A 17,681-nucleotide genomic window follows, 5' to 3' on the forward strand; every position below is an offset into this window, starting at 1 on the left:
CTGATTATCCCTCGGGCAGCCAGATTTCGGCCCGGATCTCGGCATTGGCGCGCGCCCACTCCGCCAGGTCCCACCGCCGGATGGACGGCACCCCGGCGACGAGCGCCGCGCGATCCGCGGTCAGCAGCGCGCGCAGCAGGGGCTTCGCCGCGCGAGCGCGCACGAGAGCGCGATGGCGAAGCGCGAGCCGTTCGGGCGCGACATCTTCGGGATCGAACGGGATCGCGTGCGCCGGATCGGCGCGGAACCACGGCCAGAAGAAGCGCGCGGCGCGCACCGCGCCCCAGGCTTCGGTCAGATAGTTTCCGAACCGGTCGGGCACGAGGTCGGGCTGCCGCTCGATCCACTCGCCTGCCGCGTCGGCTCGCGGGATATGCGCGTCGAACGCCTCGGCCTCGGCCCCCAGCCGCGCCGCCACCGCGAGCGCGAGCAGGCCGGAGACGCCCTCCCCCGCGACGACCTGCGGCGTGGAGGGGCAGATCGCCTCGATCGCCGCTGCGGTCAGCCGCGACCAGGCGGCAATGTCGGCATCGCCGTCATAGGGGTCCGAAAGGCCGTGGCCGGGAAGATCGATCAGCAGGGAATCGCCCGCGTCGAGAAGCTCGACCGAGCCGCCTGGCGCGTGGAGCACGACCCGCCCCGCCGCGCGATCGCCGCGCCAGTGGACGAGACCGTCGAACCCCTCGGCAGCGACGCGCGCGAAGCCCTCGTCGTCGGCCTCCCCGATCTCCACGCGTCCCTCGCCGGAGGCTATGCTCAGGAAGGCAAAGCTCTCGTCCTGATGCGCGGCGGGCGTGGCAACGGGGCGCGCCACCCAGCTCTCGGGCAGTTCGCCCAGCCGCGCGAGATGCGCCTGCAGCGGATCGCCGTCGTAAGCGGTGATGAGCACAGGGGCGGTCGCCTCCCCCGGGGCGGGTATGTCGCGCGGCGCGCGCAGGACGGCGCCGTAGCCGGCCCGGTAGGCATCGCCGCTGTCCAGCATCTCACGGACCGCAGCATCGACCTTGACCGGATCGGCATGGGCCATCCTGAGCCGCGCCTGATGGCGCACGTCGAACCACGGGAAGAACCAGCTCTGCTCGAGCATCCGGTTCCAGAGCCAGGTGAGATGCTCGCCATAGGCCGAAGGCTGGAACGGCGGCAGATAGGATTCGCCGAAGATCGCCCGCTCTTCCTCGGTCCAGATGCCGTAGCCGCCGATCGCGAGCGCGGCGAAGCGGCGCGGATGGCGGCGGAGCGCGGTCACCAGGATGATGCCGCCCGAATGGAAGCCATAGGCCGGCACACATTCGAGGCCCGCGGCGTCGGCGAACGCGACGATCGCGTCCGCGAAGTCGTCGATCGTCGGCCCGCCGGGCAGCGGGTCCGACTGGCCGAACCCCGGCGAGTCGGGCGCGATGCAGGTGAAGTGTTCCGACCACCGCTCCATCAGCGGCTCGTACTCCGCAGAGGAGCGCGGGCTCTGGTGAATCATCAGGAGCGGCGGACCGCTGCCCGCCTTGCGGTAGTGGACGCGGCGCCCGGCGACATCCAGGAAATGGCGTGAGATCGTCATGGTCCTAACTTGTCCGGACAAATTCTTCTCGACAAGCCCTAATTTGTCTTTCATCCTTCTGGCAAGAGTCTTGGGAGATGCGAATGGACCCGATTGGGACGAAAATGGTGTCGGACGGAAAGACGGCCCGGCAGATCTTCGAGAGCGTGATGGCCAATCCGGCGCGCAACAAGTTCGGCTTCGGCGAGCGCCTGGCGATCGTGAACGTCGACATCCAGCAGGCCTACACCCGGATCGACAAGTTCAAGACCGCCTACGAGACCGACCCGCGCCAGATCGAGTACGTGAACCGCATATCCGCGCTCGCCCGGGCGAAGGGCATGCCGGTGATCTGGAGCCGGGTCGCCTACATGGACAACGCCGCCGACGCGGGCGTCTGGGGCACCCGCACCGATACCCCCGATTCGCTGCAGAACATCAAGTACGAGAGCGAGCGCCACGCGTTCGATCCGCGCTGCGAGATCGACCCGAACGACCTGCAATACACCAAGCGCATGCCCTCGGCATTCTTCGAGACGCCGCTTGCAAGCTATCTCGTGGGGCAGAAAGTGGATACGGTCGTCGTCACCGGAGGCAGCACCTCGGGCTGCGTGCGCGCGACCGCGGTCGATGCGCTGAGCCACGGCTATCGCACGATCGTTCCGATCGAGACCTGCGCGGACAAGCACGAGAGCTACCACTTCGCGAACCTGACCGACCTCCAGCTCAAGTACGCGGACGTGGAGCCCGTTCAGACGGTGATCGACTGGTTGGAAGCACGATGAGCGAACCGCAGAAGAGCGATCCGGGCCTCTACGATTTCCAGGCCTATCGCGGCCGGCCGAAGATCGAATGGCCGGAGGGCAAGACCTGCGCGGTCTGGGTCGCGCCCAATCTCGAATTCTACGAAATCGACCCGCCCGCCAATCCGCACCGCAAGAGCTGGGCCAAGCCGCATCCCGACGTGGTCGGATACGGGCACCGCGACCACGCCAACCGCGTCGGCCACTGGCGCATGGCGGAGGTGATGAGCAAGCACGGCTTTCCCGGCTCGGTCAGCCTCTCGGTCGCGCTATGCGACCACATTCCCGAGGTGGTCGAAGATGCAAGCCAGCGCGGGTGGGAGTTCTTCAGCCACGGGATCTACAACACCCGCTACAGCTACGGCATGGACGAGGCGCAGGAACGCGCGATCATCGAGGATTCGATCCGCACCGTAGAAGCCGCGACCGGGCAGCGCATCCGCGGCTGGCTGGCGCCCGCGCTGACGCATACGCCGCGCACGCTCGACCTGATCGCAGAGTATGGCCTCGACTATACCTGCGACCTCTATCACGACGATCAGCCGACGCGCGTGAAGGTCAAGTCGGGCAAGCTGACCGCCATTCCCTACAGCCTCGAGGTCAACGATCACTACGGCTTCTTCATCTACAACATGAGCCCGCGTGAATATGCCGACACGCTGATCCGCCAGTACGAGCGGCTGGCGGAGGAAGGCGCGCGCTCCGGCACGGTCATGTGCATCCCGCTTCACAGCTACCTCATCGGCCAGCCGCATCGCATCGGCCCGTTCGAGGAGGTGCTGAAGCATATCGCCGCCGACGGCCGCGCTTGGATCGCCCGCGCGGGCGAGATCGTCGACGCCTTCAATGCACAGACCGGGGAGGACGGCCGATGACTCTCGATCCCGCCTATCTCGAATACGCGGCGCGCGGCCGGGGCATGGACCACGGGCTCTACCGCTATTCCAGTCTCTTCGACCGCCCGCCGGTCGATTGGCCGGAGGGGAAGACGGTCGCGATCGCCTGCGTCGTCAGCCTCGAATGGTTCCCGATGGTGCCCGAGGACAAGCCCTTCCGCGCGCCCGGCCACATGCAGACCGCCTACCCCGATTACCGCCACTACACGGCGCGCGAATACGGGACGCGGGTGGGCTTCTACCGCTTGCTCGACGCGTTCGACAAGGCGGGCGTGCGGGCGTCGATCGCCACCAACGGCGCGATCGCCGAGCGCTATCCGCGGATCATCGAGGACATCGTGGCCGCCGGTCACGAGATCGTCGCCCACTCCACCGACATGAACGGCACGATCGCGACCGGTCTGCCCGAGGAGGACGAGAAGGCGCTGATCGCCCGCTCCCTCGCGTCGCTGGAGAGCGCATCGGGGACCCGTCCGAAGGGCTGGCTCTCGATCGCGCGTTCGCAGAGCTGGAACACGCCGCGCCTGCTGGCCGAGGCGGGGCTCGCCTACATGTGCGACTGGCCCAACGACGAACTGCCCTACCGCATGGAGACCGGGGCCGGCTCGATCGTCAACCTGCCGCTCAACCACGAGTTGTCCGACCGGCAGATCCTCAATGTCCAGCAGCAATCGGCCGATTCCTACGTCGAGCAAATCAAGGACGCCTACCGCTGGCTGGCCGGCGAAGCGCAGCATCATGGCGGCCGCATGTTGCCGCTGCACCTGACGCCCTACATCGTCGCCCTCCCCTACCGGATCGCGGCGTTCGAGAGCCTGCTGGCGTGGCTCGCCGATCAGGATGGCAGCTGGTTCGCGACCTGCGGCGACGTGGTGGACCAATGGAGCGCGCAGAACCCATGACTCTGCAGGTGCGGAATCCGCGGACCGGGCAGTTCGACTACAGCATCGAGCCCGCCGGCCGCGAGGCGCTCGAGGCGGCGGCAGGCGCGCTGCGCGAGGCGCAGGTGCGCTGGGCCGCCCGCACGCCCGAGGATCGCGCGAGTATTCTCCACCGCTGGGCCGACGCGATCGAGCGCGACCAGGCGGCCATCGCCGCCGCGCTGACGGTGGACACCGGGCGCAGCACGATTTCCGGGATCGAGGCGTCGGCCATGGTCCAGCTCGTCCGCCGCTGGGCGGACCGCGCGCCGGCGCTGATCGCGGAGCACCAGCGCGGCGGCTGCGCGACGTCGCACGCGACGATCACCACCTCGACCACGCTGGTCCCCTTCCCGCTCGTGGGCGTGATCAGCCCGTGGAACTTCCCGCTCACGCTCTCGCTGATCGACGCGGTGCCTGCCCTCGCGGCGGGCTGCGCGGCCCTCGTGAAGCCGTCGGAAGTGACGCCCCGCTTCGTCGCCCCGCTGGTCGAGGCGACGCGGAGCGTGCCCGAGATCGCCGAGGTGCTCGCGTTCGTGCAGGGCGACGGCGCGACCGGCGCCGCACTGGTCGATGTGGTGGACTTCGTCTGCTTCACCGGGTCGGTCCCGACAGGACGCAAGGTCGCCGAAGCGGCGGCGCGGGCGTTCATTCCCGCCAGCCTCGAACTCGGCGGCAAGGACCCGATGATCGTGCTCGCCAGCGCCGATCCCGAGCGGGCCGCTGCGATCGCGCTGCGCGCCAGCATCGTCAACACCGGGCAGGCGTGCCAGTCGATCGAGCGCGTCTACGTCGCGCGCGCGATCGCGGAGCCGTTCCTCAAGGCGCTCGTCGCGGGAGCGGAAGCCGTGCGGCTGAACCATCCCGACATCTCGGACGGCGACATCGGGCCGTTCATCTTCGAGAAGCAGGCCCGGGTCGTCCAGGCGCAGATCGACCAGGCCCGGGCCGCCGGCGCCGAGATCCTGACCGGGGGCACGGTCGAGACGCTCGACGGCGGTCTCTATCTCCGCCCGACCGTGATCACCGGCGTCGCGCCCGAGATGGCCGTCATGGCCGAGGAGACCTTCGGCCCGGTCATTCCGGTCACGGTCGTCGACAACGATGACGAGGCGGTGCGGCTCGCGAACGAAGGCCCTTATGGTCTCTCCGCCGCGGTCATTGCCGGCAGCGTGGAAGAAGCCGAGGCGATCGGCGCGCGGCTCCAGGTCGGGGCCGTCTCGATCAACGACGGGAGCCTGACGGGCCTCGTGTGGGAAGCGGAGAAGACCAGCTTCGGCGAGTCCGGCCTCGGCCCCTCGCGCATGGGCGACAGCGGCCTGCTGCGCTTTCTCCGCAAGCGGGTGCTGATCCGGCAGTCGGGCGAGGCGCTGCCGCTCGCCGCCTATGCGGAAAGGAGGAGCTGAACGCCCCTTCCCGGCTCAGCTTTCCAGAAGATCGCGGCGGATCTCGTCGATGGAAGGCTCGTTAGTCTTCATGCCCTCCAGGTCCTGCTGAACCCCGCGCATGATGCGGGCGATGTACTCGCGCGTCAGGCAGCCGCGTTCGAACGCCGCGTCGCGGTCGGGAACGAACGCCTCGATATCGGCGCGGTCGAGGCTGCCGTTCTTCTCCAGCAACCGCTCCACGGTATCGAGCCGCTCGCGCAGCACCGAAACCTCGCCGACCAGCGCCATCACGATCGACAGCATGCGATCGAGCGCGGGCTCCTCGAAAAAGGCCGGGCGCTTGCCCTTGGCCTTGGCATTGGCGCGCAGCATCCAGTCGATCGCGTCGTCGCTCATTGCCCGGGCTCCTTCTTCCACGCGCCGTAGGCGTGCCACGCCGCCGCGCGGCCGTGATCCTCGGCTCCGCCGAGCTTCGACTTGGGAAAGATCGCCTCGTCGACCACGGCCGTCACCCCGGTGGTGAACAGCTCGTCCTGCGAGAAGCCGCTCTCCAGCATCACGGTCTTGAGATCGAGCGCGTGCATGGCCGACCAGAAGGGTTCATTGTTGTTGAACGCGTCCCAGTCGCGGATGAATTGCTCGTAGAGCGGCATGTCCTCCGAATACTGCGGTTGCTCGAGGTGGAGCATCAGCCCACCCGGCGCGAGGACACGGTAGAGCTCGCCCATGATGCGAGGCAGCGCCTTGCCCGAGAGCTCGTGCAGGAACATCGTGGTCTGCACCCAGTCGAAATGGCCGTCGGGCCAGCGCGACAGGTCTTCCGCGTTGGCCTGCACGAACCGGATGTTGTGCACGCCCATCGATTGCGCGCGCGCATGGGCGTAGCGCAGCGACGGCGCGGCGGTGTCGATCGCGATCACTTCGGTTTCAGGGAACGCCTCGGCCAGCGGAACGGCGTTATGGCCGACCGTACAGCCGACGTCGAGGATCCGGCGCGGGGTCCAGTCCGGCCGCTCGCGCCTGATCCATTCGACCAGCGCCTGGCCGCCGCCATCGTTCAGCGCGCCGAGCCCGCCGCCGGTGGTGGCGAAGATGCCGCAGTCGTAGTTGGCGCCGGCCGACACGTCGCCGGGCCGCTCCTCGCCGTGATAGCTGCCCGGCATGCAGTGGATGTCCACTTGCGCCTGGTAGTGCGGCACCTCGATCGAGGGATCAAGTTCCAGAGTGTCGCGCCCTTCGTTGTACTGGCGCGCCTTGGCGTCGAGCTCGTCGAGTTGGCGCAGGACCATCGCGCGGCCGTTCTGCTGCCGCATCTCCATCGAGTTGCGCTTCAGCGCGGACCAGAACCGGTGATAGGGGTCGCGGTTCATCGCCTCGCGGATCTCGAACCGGTCCTTCGGCGCGCGCCCGTGCTCCTCGGCGAAAGCGGGCAGGACGCGCCGCTCGTAGGCGATCGCGTTGCCGGGACCGAGCGTGCCCGCGAGGTACTTGTTGAGGTGCGTCAGGAAGTTGAAGCGCGCCGCCTCGTCGTGGCGCGGGTTCGGAAACACGCCGTGCCGGGAAACGGCCGTATAGGGCGGCGGGATGTCTTCGCGTTTCATATCAAGCCTTCCTTGTCGAGCCGTTCTATCACCTGCTGCTGAACCCGAACGAAATGGTCGCGGTCGGGCACTTTGACCTTGCCATCCTCGATCAGGCTGTCGGCCGGCTGCACGACCGTGTCGGCGTAGATCGGCGCGAACAGCTCCGTCCGCTGACGCGCCAGATAGTTTATCATGCCCGGCTTGCGCCGTGCCGCGCGAAGCGCCCCAATGTCGATGTCTGCAAAGGCGGTGAAGGTCTCCCCCGCGTTCGATTCCGCGAGCACCTTGCCCTTGAAATCGACCACGATCGAATTGCCGTCGGCCGAGGCTGCAGGCATTCCCGACCCCTCGATGCCGGCGGTGTTCGCCGAGACGACGTAGGCGATATTCTCGAAGGCGCGGGCGCGCTTGGCGATCGCTTTCTGCGTCGCGAGGGGCGAGCCGACTTCGGAGGAACTGTGAACGAACACCTCGGCACCGCGCAGGGCATGGGCGCGCGCGATCTCAGGGTAGAGAATCTCCTCCGACGCGATCGCAGCGAGATTGCCGATCTCGGTTCGCGCGACCGGGAAGACGCCGTCGATGCCGTACACGTCGAGATACTTGGACCATACGTCGTGCGGCGTTGGCGCGAACATCGAATTCAGCCGCCGGTAGCGAAGCACCACGTCCCCGGACGGCGCGACGACGAAGCTCGTCTGGAAGTAGAGGCCGGGAAAATGCGGATCGACTTCATAGGCATTGCCCGCGAGGAACAGGTTCTGCGCCTGGGCGATGCGGCCGAACGCCTCGTATTCGGGCCCGTCGATTTCCAGCGCCGCCTTGTGCGCGAAGTCGCCGATCGAAATGCGGCCCGGATAGCTGGTCAGCAGGTATTCGGGCAGCACGGCAAGGCGCACGGGCGCGCCGCTGTACTGGCTGATGAAGATCGACGACGCGCGAAGTTTCGCGCCCACCTCGTCGATCTGCGCCAGCATCTGCGCGCGCGCGGCGGCGCGGTCGGGCGCGCCCTCGACGGAGCGGGCCGCGACCTGGAGAGCAAGCGCGGAGTAGGTTTTATCAGCGGGCATGTCTTTCCCCATCACGGGCCAGGGCAGCGACGCCGCGACCAACCCGGCAAGCGCCTGTCTTCGATCGAGAAACATGGCGCGTCCCCATCTCTATAGCCCAAGACTACCCGGATTCATCAGATTGTCCGGATCGACGGCGTCCTTCAGCGTTCGCAGGATGGCCCAGGCGGATGAATCGAGCGCCTCCTGCAGCGGATAGGTGCGGGCGATCTGCAGGTGCGTCGCCCCGAGCCCGCGGAATGTCTCGATCAGTCCGCCCCTAAGATGGGCGACCAGCGCCCGCGATTCCTCGTTGGCCGGAAACTGCTCCAGCTTGGCGAGGTGATCGGGCTCGATCGAGCGGCGGTGCAGTTCCTCGAGGTTGTCGGGCCAGAAGAAGACCGGCTCGATCAGGCACGCCGAACGGCTCACCGCCGCAAGCATCGCACCTGCGCCGACTCCGAGCCGCTCCATCTCGGCCGCGTTCGCCTCGAACAGCGCCTGGATGCGGTTCCAGCCCTCCAGCAGGCGGCTGTGGGGGAGGAAGCCGTGAACGGGCACCCAGCGCTCGCCCGCGGGGCCGACCATCGAGTTGACCGGCGGGAACGGGTTGGCGCGCAGAATCTTGGGAATGCTGTTCTCGACCACGCGTCCGCCGGCGTCGGCGACGATCCGCTCGATTTCGGCCAAGTCGGCTGCGACCGCAGGCTCGTTGCGCCCCTCGCAGATGAGATGCAGCGAAAAGCCTGCGTCATCGAGGAACGAGCGACCGGCCGCAACGACTTTGGCGCCTTCCTTCAGTGCCTTCCACGCGGACCCTTGCGCCTTCATCATGTTGACGAGCGACTTGGCATCTTTGGCTAGGCTCTCGCGCTTCATCCGCTGTGCCTGGAGGAAGGGATCGAAGCCGAAGCTTTCGGAGGCGAGCCCTTCCCGCGCCACGCCGCTCATGGCTTTGAAGAAGCCGTCAGCCGTGTCGAACGCGTAGGAGCCGTACGCGAAGGCGGCGCCCTCGCGTACGAGCTGGAGCGTGACGGTCGCCTTGATCCCGAACGCGCCGGTGTCGGCGGCGAACAGGCCGGTGATGTCGGGGCCGAACGGCCGGAAGAAGTCGCTTCCCGTGCTTACGATGCGCCCGTTGGCGAGCACCACCTCGAAGCGGAGCGCTCCGTCGACGACAACACCGTCGCGCGCGCCCCAGAACACCCCGTTCTGACTCATCCCGCCGCCGACGGTGGCCTTGATGCCCGAAAGCGTTCCCCAGGCCAGCGCGCGCAGACGATGCGGTTTCAGCGCAAGCCGCAAGTCTTCCCAGGTGCAGCCAGCCTCGACCGTCGCGGTCATGTCGGTCGGGTTGATGTCGAGCACCCGGTTCATCCGGCCGAGATCGACGATCAGCGCGCCCGCCTTGGGGGCGACATAGCCTCCGGTGTAGCTCATGCCGCCGCCGCGCGGGATGATGGCGACGCCGGCGGCGGTCGCCGCGCCGACCGCCCGGGCCAGCGCCTCCTTGTCCGCGGGGCGAATGACCGCGAGTGGCGGCGGGCCCTTGGAATAGACGTCCTGTGCGTAGAAGTCGCATTCGGCGGGGTCGGTGATCAGGCCTTCCGGTCCGACCGCTGCGGAGAGGCTTTCGAGAATCCCATCGGGTCGCATGGAACGAACTTTCCTCGTTACGCGGCCGCCGGAGAGGCGTTGCCGCGCTGCACACCGGCGGATTGGGAGAGATCGGGATAGCGGCCCAGCAGCAGCAGCAGCGCGCCGCCGACGGCGAACAGCCCCATCGAAACCATCAGGATGGCGTCGTAGCTGCCGGTCGCATCGCGCACCGCGCCGTACGCCATCGGCGACAGCGCCGAGAAGATGCCGAAGGGCATGTAGAGAACTCCGTAGATGCGGCCGTAGTACGCCATCCCGAAATAGCGCGCGGTGAGGAAGGCGATGACGTCGGATTCCGTGCCCGCAGCGAAGCCGAGCAGCAGGCCACCGACGAGGACGAGCGGCAACGAGGTGTCGGTGCCCATGAGCAGGAAACAGGCGAACGCCGGCAGCAGCAGCGCTGGAAACGCCACGCCCGGAGCCCAGAAGCGATCGAACAGCAGGCCGACGATGATGCGGCCCGCGAGGATGCCGATCGCGACGACGCCCATCACGGTCGCTGCGGTGCCCGCGTCGAAGCCATGGACCTGCACGATCTGCGCCATGTGAATGTGCGCGCCTGCATAAGCGAACGAGGCGAGCGCGATCGAGACGAACAGAATCCAGAAGCGCCGGCCGCGCGCGGCTTCGCGAAGCGACAGGCCCAGCACCTTGCCGCTCGCGTCGGAGATACCGGGCGGCTGCTCCTCGGGCCGGGGCTCGCGGAACCACGCCAGTCCGACCGGCAGCGCGATCAGCAGGGGCAGCAGCGCCAGGACCGGGAAGGCGAGGCGCCAGCCGCCTGCGTCGATCGCGGCGTGGGCGATCTGGGGAACCGCCATTCCGGCGAAGCTCGTGCCGAGCAGCATGATGCCGAGCGCCAGCCCGCGATTGCGCGCGAACCACATGCTGATCGCGCGGCTCCAGGTGACCGGCGTCGAGCCGATGCCCACGATCCCGAGGATTGCCCACATCATGTAGTAGCCGGTCAGCGATCCCGGCATGAACCAGAACGCGCCGAAGACCAGGCCGAAGATGAACAGCGACCAGAGCGCGACCGGGCGCACGCCAAGCTTGTCGGCCAGGGCGCCATAAACCGGCGACATCAGCGAGGCGATGATGCCGAAGATGGTCATCCCGGCGCTGAGCGCCGCGAAATCCCATCCGAACTCCTCGTGCATCGGCCCCATCGCGAGCGGGAGCACGTTGAACGGAAGCGGGGATGCACCGCAGGTTACACCCAGCAGCGCCGCCGCGAGGGGCTTGGAGCCAAGCTTGAATTCGCTTCGCGGCGTCGCTGCCGGATTGTGCATTACTGGCCTTTCGTTCGTGTCGGTGCCGGAGCCGGTATCAGAAGCTGTGGCGCGCCCGGACCATCCACCGCATGGGCGGATTGATGTAGGTCGTGTTCGCCAGCGACGTCTGCGACGACGTCTCGTCGAAGCAGTTCGTGCACTGGAGCGAGAGCTGCCAGGCATTGTCCGGGCCGTTGAGCGACAGACCGGCGTTCACCGTCCACAGCGGCTCGCTGTACGCGCCGGCGATCAGGTTCCCGTCGTATGGATTTGCCGGGAAGGTCCCGTTAGCGCCGGAAATGCCGCCGGAATAGATGGTGAAGTTGCTGGTGGAGACCCACTGTTCCGAACGGTAAGTGGCGTTGACCGAAGGCACCAGGGTCATGCCCGAGGAACCGAGCTCGGCCTCGTAGCTTCCGCCGAACGCCAGAGTCCAGTCGGGCGTGCGGACCGGCGAGGCGATCTCGCCATCGGCGGTGATGATGCCCGCCCCGCAAGCCGCGGCGCCCGGACCACCCGGGACATTGCCCGCCGCGAGCTGCTCCAGACAGGCCGCCTGCTGCGCCGCCACCGACTGAATGCCATATTCGTCGAATTCGGGGGCATTGCGATCGATGACGTACTCGTCGTCCTGGTAGCCGACGTTCGCGTAGAGGTTGAGACCGTCCATCGGCGCGAGGATGAACTCCGCCTCGACGCCCTTGTTCTCGTAGTCGGCGAAGTTGCGGGTGAGGAAGGTGATCGCGCCGGTGGGCCCGACGAGCCCCGACGGCGTCTGCAGGCTCTTCACGTCCATCCAGAAGAACGTCACGTTCGCGCGCAGGATCCGGTTGAAGAGGTCCGACTTGACGCCAGCTTCGTAGCTCCAGACCTTCTCCGGACCGAACGGCAGCAGAGTGGCCGGCGTGGAGCCGCGGGCGTTCCAGCCGCCCGACTTGAAGCCGCGGGTGGCGGATGCGAAAAAGAGCAGGCTGGGATTGGGCTCGTAGCTGACGGCGAAACGCGGCGTCCAGATTCCCACCGACTGTTCGAGGGGGATTGCGAGCCCTGAAGGTGCAACGAGATTGGCACTGTCGAGACAATTGGCCGGCAGCGGCCCCGACACGTCGCACTGCGCGCGATTGTCGCTGATGCTGATCGTCTTGGTCTCGTCGGTGTAGCGGATGCCTGCTGTCAGCTTGAGCTGGTCGGTAACATTGAAGTCGGTCTGCGCATAACCGGCAAGCGCCTCGGCCTTGTTGCGCAGGATGCGGTCGGCCAGCAGAAGCTGCACGTCTTCCGACACGGAGAACAGGTCCGCAAAGTCGGTGCGGTTCTCTTCGATCAGGTAGAACGCACCGCCCACGAAGTCGACCAACCCGTCGGCAAAGCTGCCGGAGAACTTCACTTCCTGGCTGAACTGCTCATGCTGGCCGTCGTTCAGGATCACGAAGCCGCCGCGGCTGTAGCCGGTCACCGTCGGATAGGGATTAGCTATCGTCGGCGCCGTCCGGCCGTCGTAGAAATCGATCCCGTACTGCTGCGTCTGATTGACGAAGCCGGTGATCAGGTTGACCGTGACGTTGTCGCTGATGTCGACTTCGAAATCCGATCTCACCAGATCGGTCGCAGTGCGATTGCCGAGGAGGTAGTTCGCCTTGCGGCCCCGGATGTCCAGCGGCGCATACGGCGAGCTGTCTGCGGTTCCGCCCTCCGGCAGTCCGGTGGTGACGAAACGGCCATCGCAATCGGTCGGATCGGCCGGGTTGCAGTCGTAGTTGAGGATGTTCTCGCCGTTGGCGACGATATGGGCATAGGAGCCGCTCCAGCGTACGGATGGGCTGAGCTCGCCCCGGATGCCGAGGCGCGCACCCCATCCGTCGTCGTCATTAAGCCGATCGCCGGTGGTGATGTTCTTCGCGTAGCCGTCGTCGTCCTGCCAGTAACCGCTCACCTTGATCGCAAGCGTGTCCACGATCGGCACGTCGACCGACCCGCGAACGACTTTCTTGTTGAAGCGGCCGTAGCCGAGTTCCAGGTATCCACCAAACTCGTCGTCCGGCTCGCGCAGGATGACGTTGACCGCGCCGCCGGTGGTATTGCGGCCGAACAGCGTACCCTGCGGCCCGCGCAGCACCTCGACCCGCTCCACATCGAACAGGCTGATGTTGTTGGCGTTCTGCCGGCTGAGATAGATGTCGTCGACATAGGTGCCGACGGGCGGGTCGAAAGTCGGGATGGACTCGGTGTTGCCCATGCCGCGGATGAAGAAGGCGTTCGACGAACCGAGGCCGGTGTTGTTGAGCGCCACGAAGTTCGGCACGTACTGCGCAACGTCGAGCGTGCTGCTCACACCCTTCGCCTGGAGCTGGTCGGGCGAGAAAGCGGACACCGCGATCGGCACGTCCTGCAGATTCTCGGAACGTCGCTGGGCAGTCACGAGAATCACGCCGATGCCCGAAGCATCGTCGGCCGACGCGGCCTGGGCCTGATCGGCCGCGGCGCTGGCGGTATCCGTGCTTTCGGCCTGGGTGCCGGCGGATTCGTCCTGCCCGACCGTCTGGGCGTGAAGCGGTGCAGAGACGGCGACGCCCGCGAGCGCGGTTGCGGTGAAAAGAAGGGTTCTGCGCATTTGATCCAATCTCCTGAATGGGGCGTCGGCACCGCATTGGCGCTCTAATTTGTCCGGACAACTCCCACTGATTCGGGGAATCTGTCAAGAGCGTTGATCGCAAGATCGAGAAAAAGCTGCGCGATTGCGGTGCGTGGCCGAGGCGCGGGCGCCGGATCATTTTTGCGATAACGCAACAAGATGGTTGACTTTACATTTGTCCGGACAAATTGTTGGGACATGAACCGAACCGGTGCCCCCCTTCCCGCTGCGCCATCCACGCTGCGCGCGCAGAGCCTGCTCTTCGTGCCAGGATCGCGTCCGGACCGAATCGCCAAGGCGCTCGATTCGGGTGCAGACCTCGTGTGCGTCGACCTCGAGGACTCGGTGCCGGAGGACGGCAAGGGACCGGCCCGCGCTGCCGCGCTTGCTGCCATCGCCGATCACGCCGACGGCCGGCTGGCGCTACGGATCAATGGAATTGGGACCCGGCACGGGCTTGCCGACCTGCTCGCCGTCGCCGAAGCGGAAGCGCCCCCGCCCCTCCTGCTGCTGCCGAAAGTGGAGAGCGACGCGGAAGTGGCGCTGATCGCCTCGGCGTTGGGCCGTGACGGCATTGGACTGGTCCCGCTGGTGGAGAACCCCAGGGGCTTGCGCGCCGCCCACCGGATCGCGGCCGCGCCGCAGGTCTGCGCGATGATGTTCGGCGGCGGCGATCTTTCCGGGGAGCTGGGCGTAGCGCTGGAGTGGGAGCCGCTCATCGGCGCGCGATCGCAGTTCATCCTTGCCTGCGCCGAAGCCGGCGTCCCGGCCATCGACGTCCCTTACGTCCGCCTCGGCGACGAGGCGGGTCTCGAGGAAGAGACCCGGCGCGCCAAGGCGCTGGGCTTCGCTGCCAAGGCAGCCATCCATCCCGACCAGATCGCAACCATTCACCGCATGATGAGGCCCACCGCCGAGGAGCTGGAGGAGGCGCAAGCCGCCGAGGCCGCCTTCGCGGCCGGGAACGGCGCAGCCGTCCGCTTCCGGGGCAAGATGCTCGAGGCGCCGATCATGCGGAGATACCGTCAAATTCTCGCTTACAAGGATTAAAGAACATGCGTGAAGGAAGCATCGAAGTGGGCCCGCAGCGGTACCGCGAAACCTTCGGCCGCTATTTCGAGGAATTCACCGAAGGCGACGTTTACGAGCACCGCCCCGGCCGCACGATTACCGATGCGGACAACGTGTCGTTCACGCTGATGACGATGAACACCCACCCGGCGCACTTCGATTACGAGTTCGCGAGCAAGACGGAGTTCAAGAAGCCCCTCGTCTGCTCGCCGCTGACAGTCGCCCTGATGGTGGGCATGAGCGTGTCCGACGTGAGCCAGAAAGCGGTCGCCAATCTCGGCTGGCAGGACATCAAGCTCACGCACCCGCTGTTCCCCGGCGACACCCTCTATGCCGAGAGCAAGGTCATCGAGAAGCGCGAATCCAGGTCGCGCCCGGAACAGGGGATCGTGACGGTCGAGACGATCGGAAAGAACCAGCACGGCAACGTGGTCTGCACCTTCAAGCGCTCCATGCTGATCTGGAAGCGTGGCTTCGGCCCGATGGAAAGCTGAGGGCAGACGACAATGGCAAACAACCCTGCAGCGACGACGCGCACCATCGACCCCGACGAGGAAGCGGCCCTGCTCGAGGCGATCGACCGCTGGGTCGAGCGCGAAGTGCAGCCCATCGTGATGAAGCACGACCATGGCGACATCTATCCGGCCGGTCTGGTCGAGCAGATGAAGGAGATGGGTCTTTTCGGCGCAACCATCGGCCGCGAGTACGGCGGCCTGGGCCTGCCGGCGACGACTTACGCGAGCATCGTCTCGAAGATCGCGTCGCACTGGATGGCGCTGACCGGGATCTTCAATTCGCACCTCATCATGGCGGCCGCGGTCGAGCGCTTCGGAACGCCCGAGCAGAAGGCGCACTGGCTGCCGAAGTTCGCGAGCGGAGAGATTCGGGGCGGCCTCGCTCTCACTGAACCAGACGCGGGGACCGACCTGCAGGCGATCCGCACCAGCGCCACCCGGGACGGCGACGATTACGTCATCAACGGCACCAAGACGTGGATCACCAACGGCATCGAGGGAAGCTGCTTCGCTCTGCTGGTGAAGACCGACCCGAAAGCCGAGCCGCGCCACAAGGGCATCAGCCTGTTCATCGCGCCCAAGCAGGAAGGGTTCAGCGTCGGCAAGAAGTTCGACAAGCTGGGCTACAAGGCGATCGACAGCGCCGAGCTGGTCTTCGACAACTATCGGCTGCCGAAAGAAAACCTCATCGGCGGCGTCGAAGGTCAGGGGTTCTATCAGGCGACGGGCGGCCTCGAGCTCGGGCGGATCAATGTCGCCGCACGCGGCGTGGGCATGGCCGATGGGGCGCTGCGCCTCTCGACCGAATATGCGCAGACGCGCCGGACCATGGGCAAGCCGATCTGCGAACACCAGGCCATTCAGCTCAAGCTGGGCGAAATGGCGACGCGTGCGCGGGCCGCGCGCCTTCTGGTCGAAGATGCCGCGCGCGCCTACGATCGGGGGGAGCGCTGCGACATGGAAGCCGGCATGGCGAAGTACTTCGCGTCGGAAGCCGCGGTCGCCAACGCTTCGGAAGGCATGCGCATCCACGGCGGATACAGCTATTCGAAGGAATACGAGATCGAACGCTTCTATCGTGATGCGATGCTGATGTGCATCGGAGAGGGGACCAACGAAATGCAGCGCATCATCATCTCGCGCCAGTGGGTCAAGCGGAACCCGGCATGACCGATCTGCCCCTCACCGGCTACCGGATCCTTTCGGCCGAGCAGTATGGCGCGGGCCCTTACGGCACGATGCTCCTCGCACAGCTCGGCGCGGAAGTGATCAAGATCGAACCGCCCCGCGTCGGCGACAGCGCCCGGGCGGTGGGGCCACACTACCTTCGCGAGGGGGAAAGCGTCTATTTCCAGACCTTCAACCTCAACAAGAAGTCGCTGACGCTCGACCTCCGCTCCGACAAGGGGCAGGAGATATTCCGCAAGCTGGCCGGCGAGGTCCACGTCGTCGCCAACAACATGCGCGGCGACCTGCCGGAGAAGCTCGGCCTTACGTACGATGCGCTGAAAGACGTCAATCCAGCGGTGGTATGCGCGCATCTCTCCGCCTACGGTCGCGACAACGAGCGGGCCCGCTGGCCCGGCTACGATTACCTCATGCAGGCCGAGGCCGGCTATCTGAGCCTGACCGGCGAGCCCGACGCGCCCCCGACGCGCTTCGGCCTCTCGATGGTCGACTTCATGACCGGTACGATGATGACGATCGGATTGCTCGCCGCGCTGGTCGATGCGGAGCGCAGCGGAAAAGGGCGCGACGTCGATGTCGATCTTCTCTCCTCCGCGCTGCACCAGACGAGCTATCCGGCGCTCTGGTATCTGAATGAAGGCGACGTCACCGCGCGCACCTCGCGGTCCGCCCACCCCTCGGTGACGCCGAGCCAGATGTTCCGCACCGCGGACGGCTGGGTCTTCGTGATGGCGCAGCTTCCCAAGTTCTGGACCATTCTCACCGACCGGATCGGACGCGCGGACCTTGCGGCGGACGCCCGCTTCGCAACGCCAGCCGATCGCCTGGCCAACCGCGAGGCGCTGACCGAGGAACTGGACGCCACGTTCTCTGCACAGCCGACCGCGCACTGGATGGAATTGTTGCAGGGGCACATGCCCGTGTCGCCCGTGCATTCGCTCGACCAGGCGCTCGACAATCCCTTCGCCCACGCGACCGGCATGGTGGCGACGGTCGCCCATCCCGACCGCGAGGACCTGAAGGTGCTCGGAAGCCCGTTCCGGGTCTCCGGCGAACGCCCCCCGCTCCGCGCCGCCCCGCTTCTCGGCGCCGACACGGATGCCGTGCTGGCAGGCCTCGGCTACGACGATGCCGAGGTGGCCCAGCTCCGCCACGAAGGGGTCGTCTGA

The 17,681-nt window shown here is 66.8% G+C and carries 15 protein-coding genes; 8 read left to right on the top strand and 7 right to left on the bottom strand.

Going from position 1 to position 17,681, the window contains the following annotated elements; all coding sequences use genetic code 11:
- Nucleotides 1-4: 4 nt before the first annotated feature.
- Nucleotides 5-1,555, bottom strand: a complete 1,551-nt coding sequence (locus GRI72_RS11530; protein ID WP_160734075.1) for an alpha/beta hydrolase — start codon at nt 1,553-1,555, stop codon at nt 5-7.
- A gap of 83 nt (nt 1,556-1,638) precedes the next feature.
- Here GRI72_RS11530 and GRI72_RS11535 point away from each other — a divergent pair, with 83 nt between their 5' ends.
- From GRI72_RS11535 to GRI72_RS11550, 4 genes are read left to right on the top strand one after another with little or no spacing between them, the layout of a single operon-like run.
- Entirely contained in the window at nt 1,639-2,319 is a 681-nt protein-coding gene (locus GRI72_RS11535; protein ID WP_160734076.1) for an isochorismatase family protein, read from the top strand.
- Nucleotides 2,316-3,212, top strand: a complete 897-nt coding sequence (locus GRI72_RS11540) for a polysaccharide deacetylase family protein (RefSeq protein WP_160734077.1) — start codon at nt 2,316-2,318, stop codon at nt 3,210-3,212. Before GRI72_RS11535 ends, GRI72_RS11540 begins: the two co-directional genes overlap by 4 nt.
- Entirely contained in the window at nt 3,209-4,135 is a 927-nt protein-coding gene (locus GRI72_RS11545) for a polysaccharide deacetylase family protein (protein WP_160734078.1), read from the top strand. Before GRI72_RS11540 ends, GRI72_RS11545 begins: the two co-directional genes overlap by 4 nt.
- Nucleotides 4,132-5,559, top strand: a complete 1,428-nt coding sequence (locus tag GRI72_RS11550) for an aldehyde dehydrogenase family protein (protein ID WP_160734079.1) — start codon at nt 4,132-4,134, stop codon at nt 5,557-5,559. The genes GRI72_RS11545 and GRI72_RS11550 overlap by 4 nt, the downstream gene beginning before the upstream one ends.
- Nucleotides 5,560-5,574: 15 nt before the next feature.
- On the opposite strand, the gene GRI72_RS11555 is transcribed toward GRI72_RS11550, so the two are convergent.
- The 6 genes from GRI72_RS11555 to GRI72_RS11580 all read right to left on the bottom strand — a co-directional run bounded on the left by GRI72_RS11555 (nt 5,575) and on the right by GRI72_RS11580 (nt 13,717).
- Nucleotides 5,575-5,937, bottom strand: coding sequence for a hypothetical protein (locus GRI72_RS11555; protein ID WP_160734080.1), 363 nt, complete (start codon nt 5,935-5,937; stop codon nt 5,575-5,577).
- A complete protein-coding gene (locus tag GRI72_RS11560; RefSeq protein ID WP_160734081.1) occupies nt 5,934-7,142 on the bottom strand; it encodes a methyltransferase domain-containing protein in 1,209 nt (402 codons plus the stop codon). Before GRI72_RS11560 ends, GRI72_RS11555 begins: the two co-directional genes overlap by 4 nt.
- Nucleotides 7,139-8,194, bottom strand: coding sequence for a nitrilase-related carbon-nitrogen hydrolase (locus tag GRI72_RS11565; RefSeq protein WP_160734082.1), 1,056 nt, complete (start codon nt 8,192-8,194; stop codon nt 7,139-7,141). Before GRI72_RS11565 ends, GRI72_RS11560 begins: the two co-directional genes overlap by 4 nt.
- A gap of 90 nt (nt 8,195-8,284) precedes the next feature.
- The gene (locus GRI72_RS11570) at nt 8,285-9,829 is read right to left on the bottom strand and encodes an FAD-binding oxidoreductase (protein ID WP_160734083.1); all 1,545 of its coding nucleotides are present in this window, start codon (nt 9,827-9,829) and stop codon (nt 8,285-8,287) included.
- A gap of 17 nt (nt 9,830-9,846) precedes the next feature.
- Entirely contained in the window at nt 9,847-11,124 is a 1,278-nt protein-coding gene (locus GRI72_RS11575; RefSeq protein ID WP_202389086.1) for an MFS transporter, read from the bottom strand.
- Between the two features lie 37 nt (nt 11,125-11,161).
- The gene (locus GRI72_RS11580; RefSeq protein WP_160734084.1) at nt 11,162-13,717 is read right to left on the bottom strand and encodes a TonB-dependent receptor; all 2,556 of its coding nucleotides are present in this window, start codon (nt 13,715-13,717) and stop codon (nt 11,162-11,164) included.
- 219 nt (nt 13,718-13,936) lie between these two features.
- Here GRI72_RS11580 and GRI72_RS11585 point away from each other — a divergent pair, with 219 nt between their 5' ends.
- The 4 genes from GRI72_RS11585 to GRI72_RS11600 are packed head-to-tail and all read left to right on the top strand — an operon-like array spanning nt 13,937 to nt 17,681.
- A complete protein-coding gene (locus GRI72_RS11585; RefSeq protein ID WP_160734085.1) occupies nt 13,937-14,788 on the top strand; it encodes an HpcH/HpaI aldolase/citrate lyase family protein in 852 nt (283 codons plus the stop codon).
- 5 nt (nt 14,789-14,793) lie between these two features.
- Nucleotides 14,794-15,303, top strand: a complete 510-nt coding sequence (locus tag GRI72_RS11590) for a MaoC family dehydratase (RefSeq protein ID WP_160734086.1) — start codon at nt 14,794-14,796, stop codon at nt 15,301-15,303.
- 12 nt (nt 15,304-15,315) lie between these two features.
- Entirely contained in the window at nt 15,316-16,494 is a 1,179-nt protein-coding gene (locus GRI72_RS11595; protein ID WP_160734087.1) for an acyl-CoA dehydrogenase family protein, read from the top strand.
- Nucleotides 16,491-17,681, top strand: coding sequence for a CaiB/BaiF CoA transferase family protein (locus GRI72_RS11600; RefSeq protein WP_160734088.1), 1,191 nt, complete (start codon nt 16,491-16,493; stop codon nt 17,679-17,681). The genes GRI72_RS11595 and GRI72_RS11600 overlap by 4 nt, the downstream gene beginning before the upstream one ends.

Origin of the sequence: Pelagerythrobacter marinus (genome assembly GCF_009827515.1) — a bacterium.
GTDB classification, from domain to species: Bacteria; Pseudomonadota; Alphaproteobacteria; order Sphingomonadales; family Sphingomonadaceae; genus Pelagerythrobacter; species Pelagerythrobacter marinus.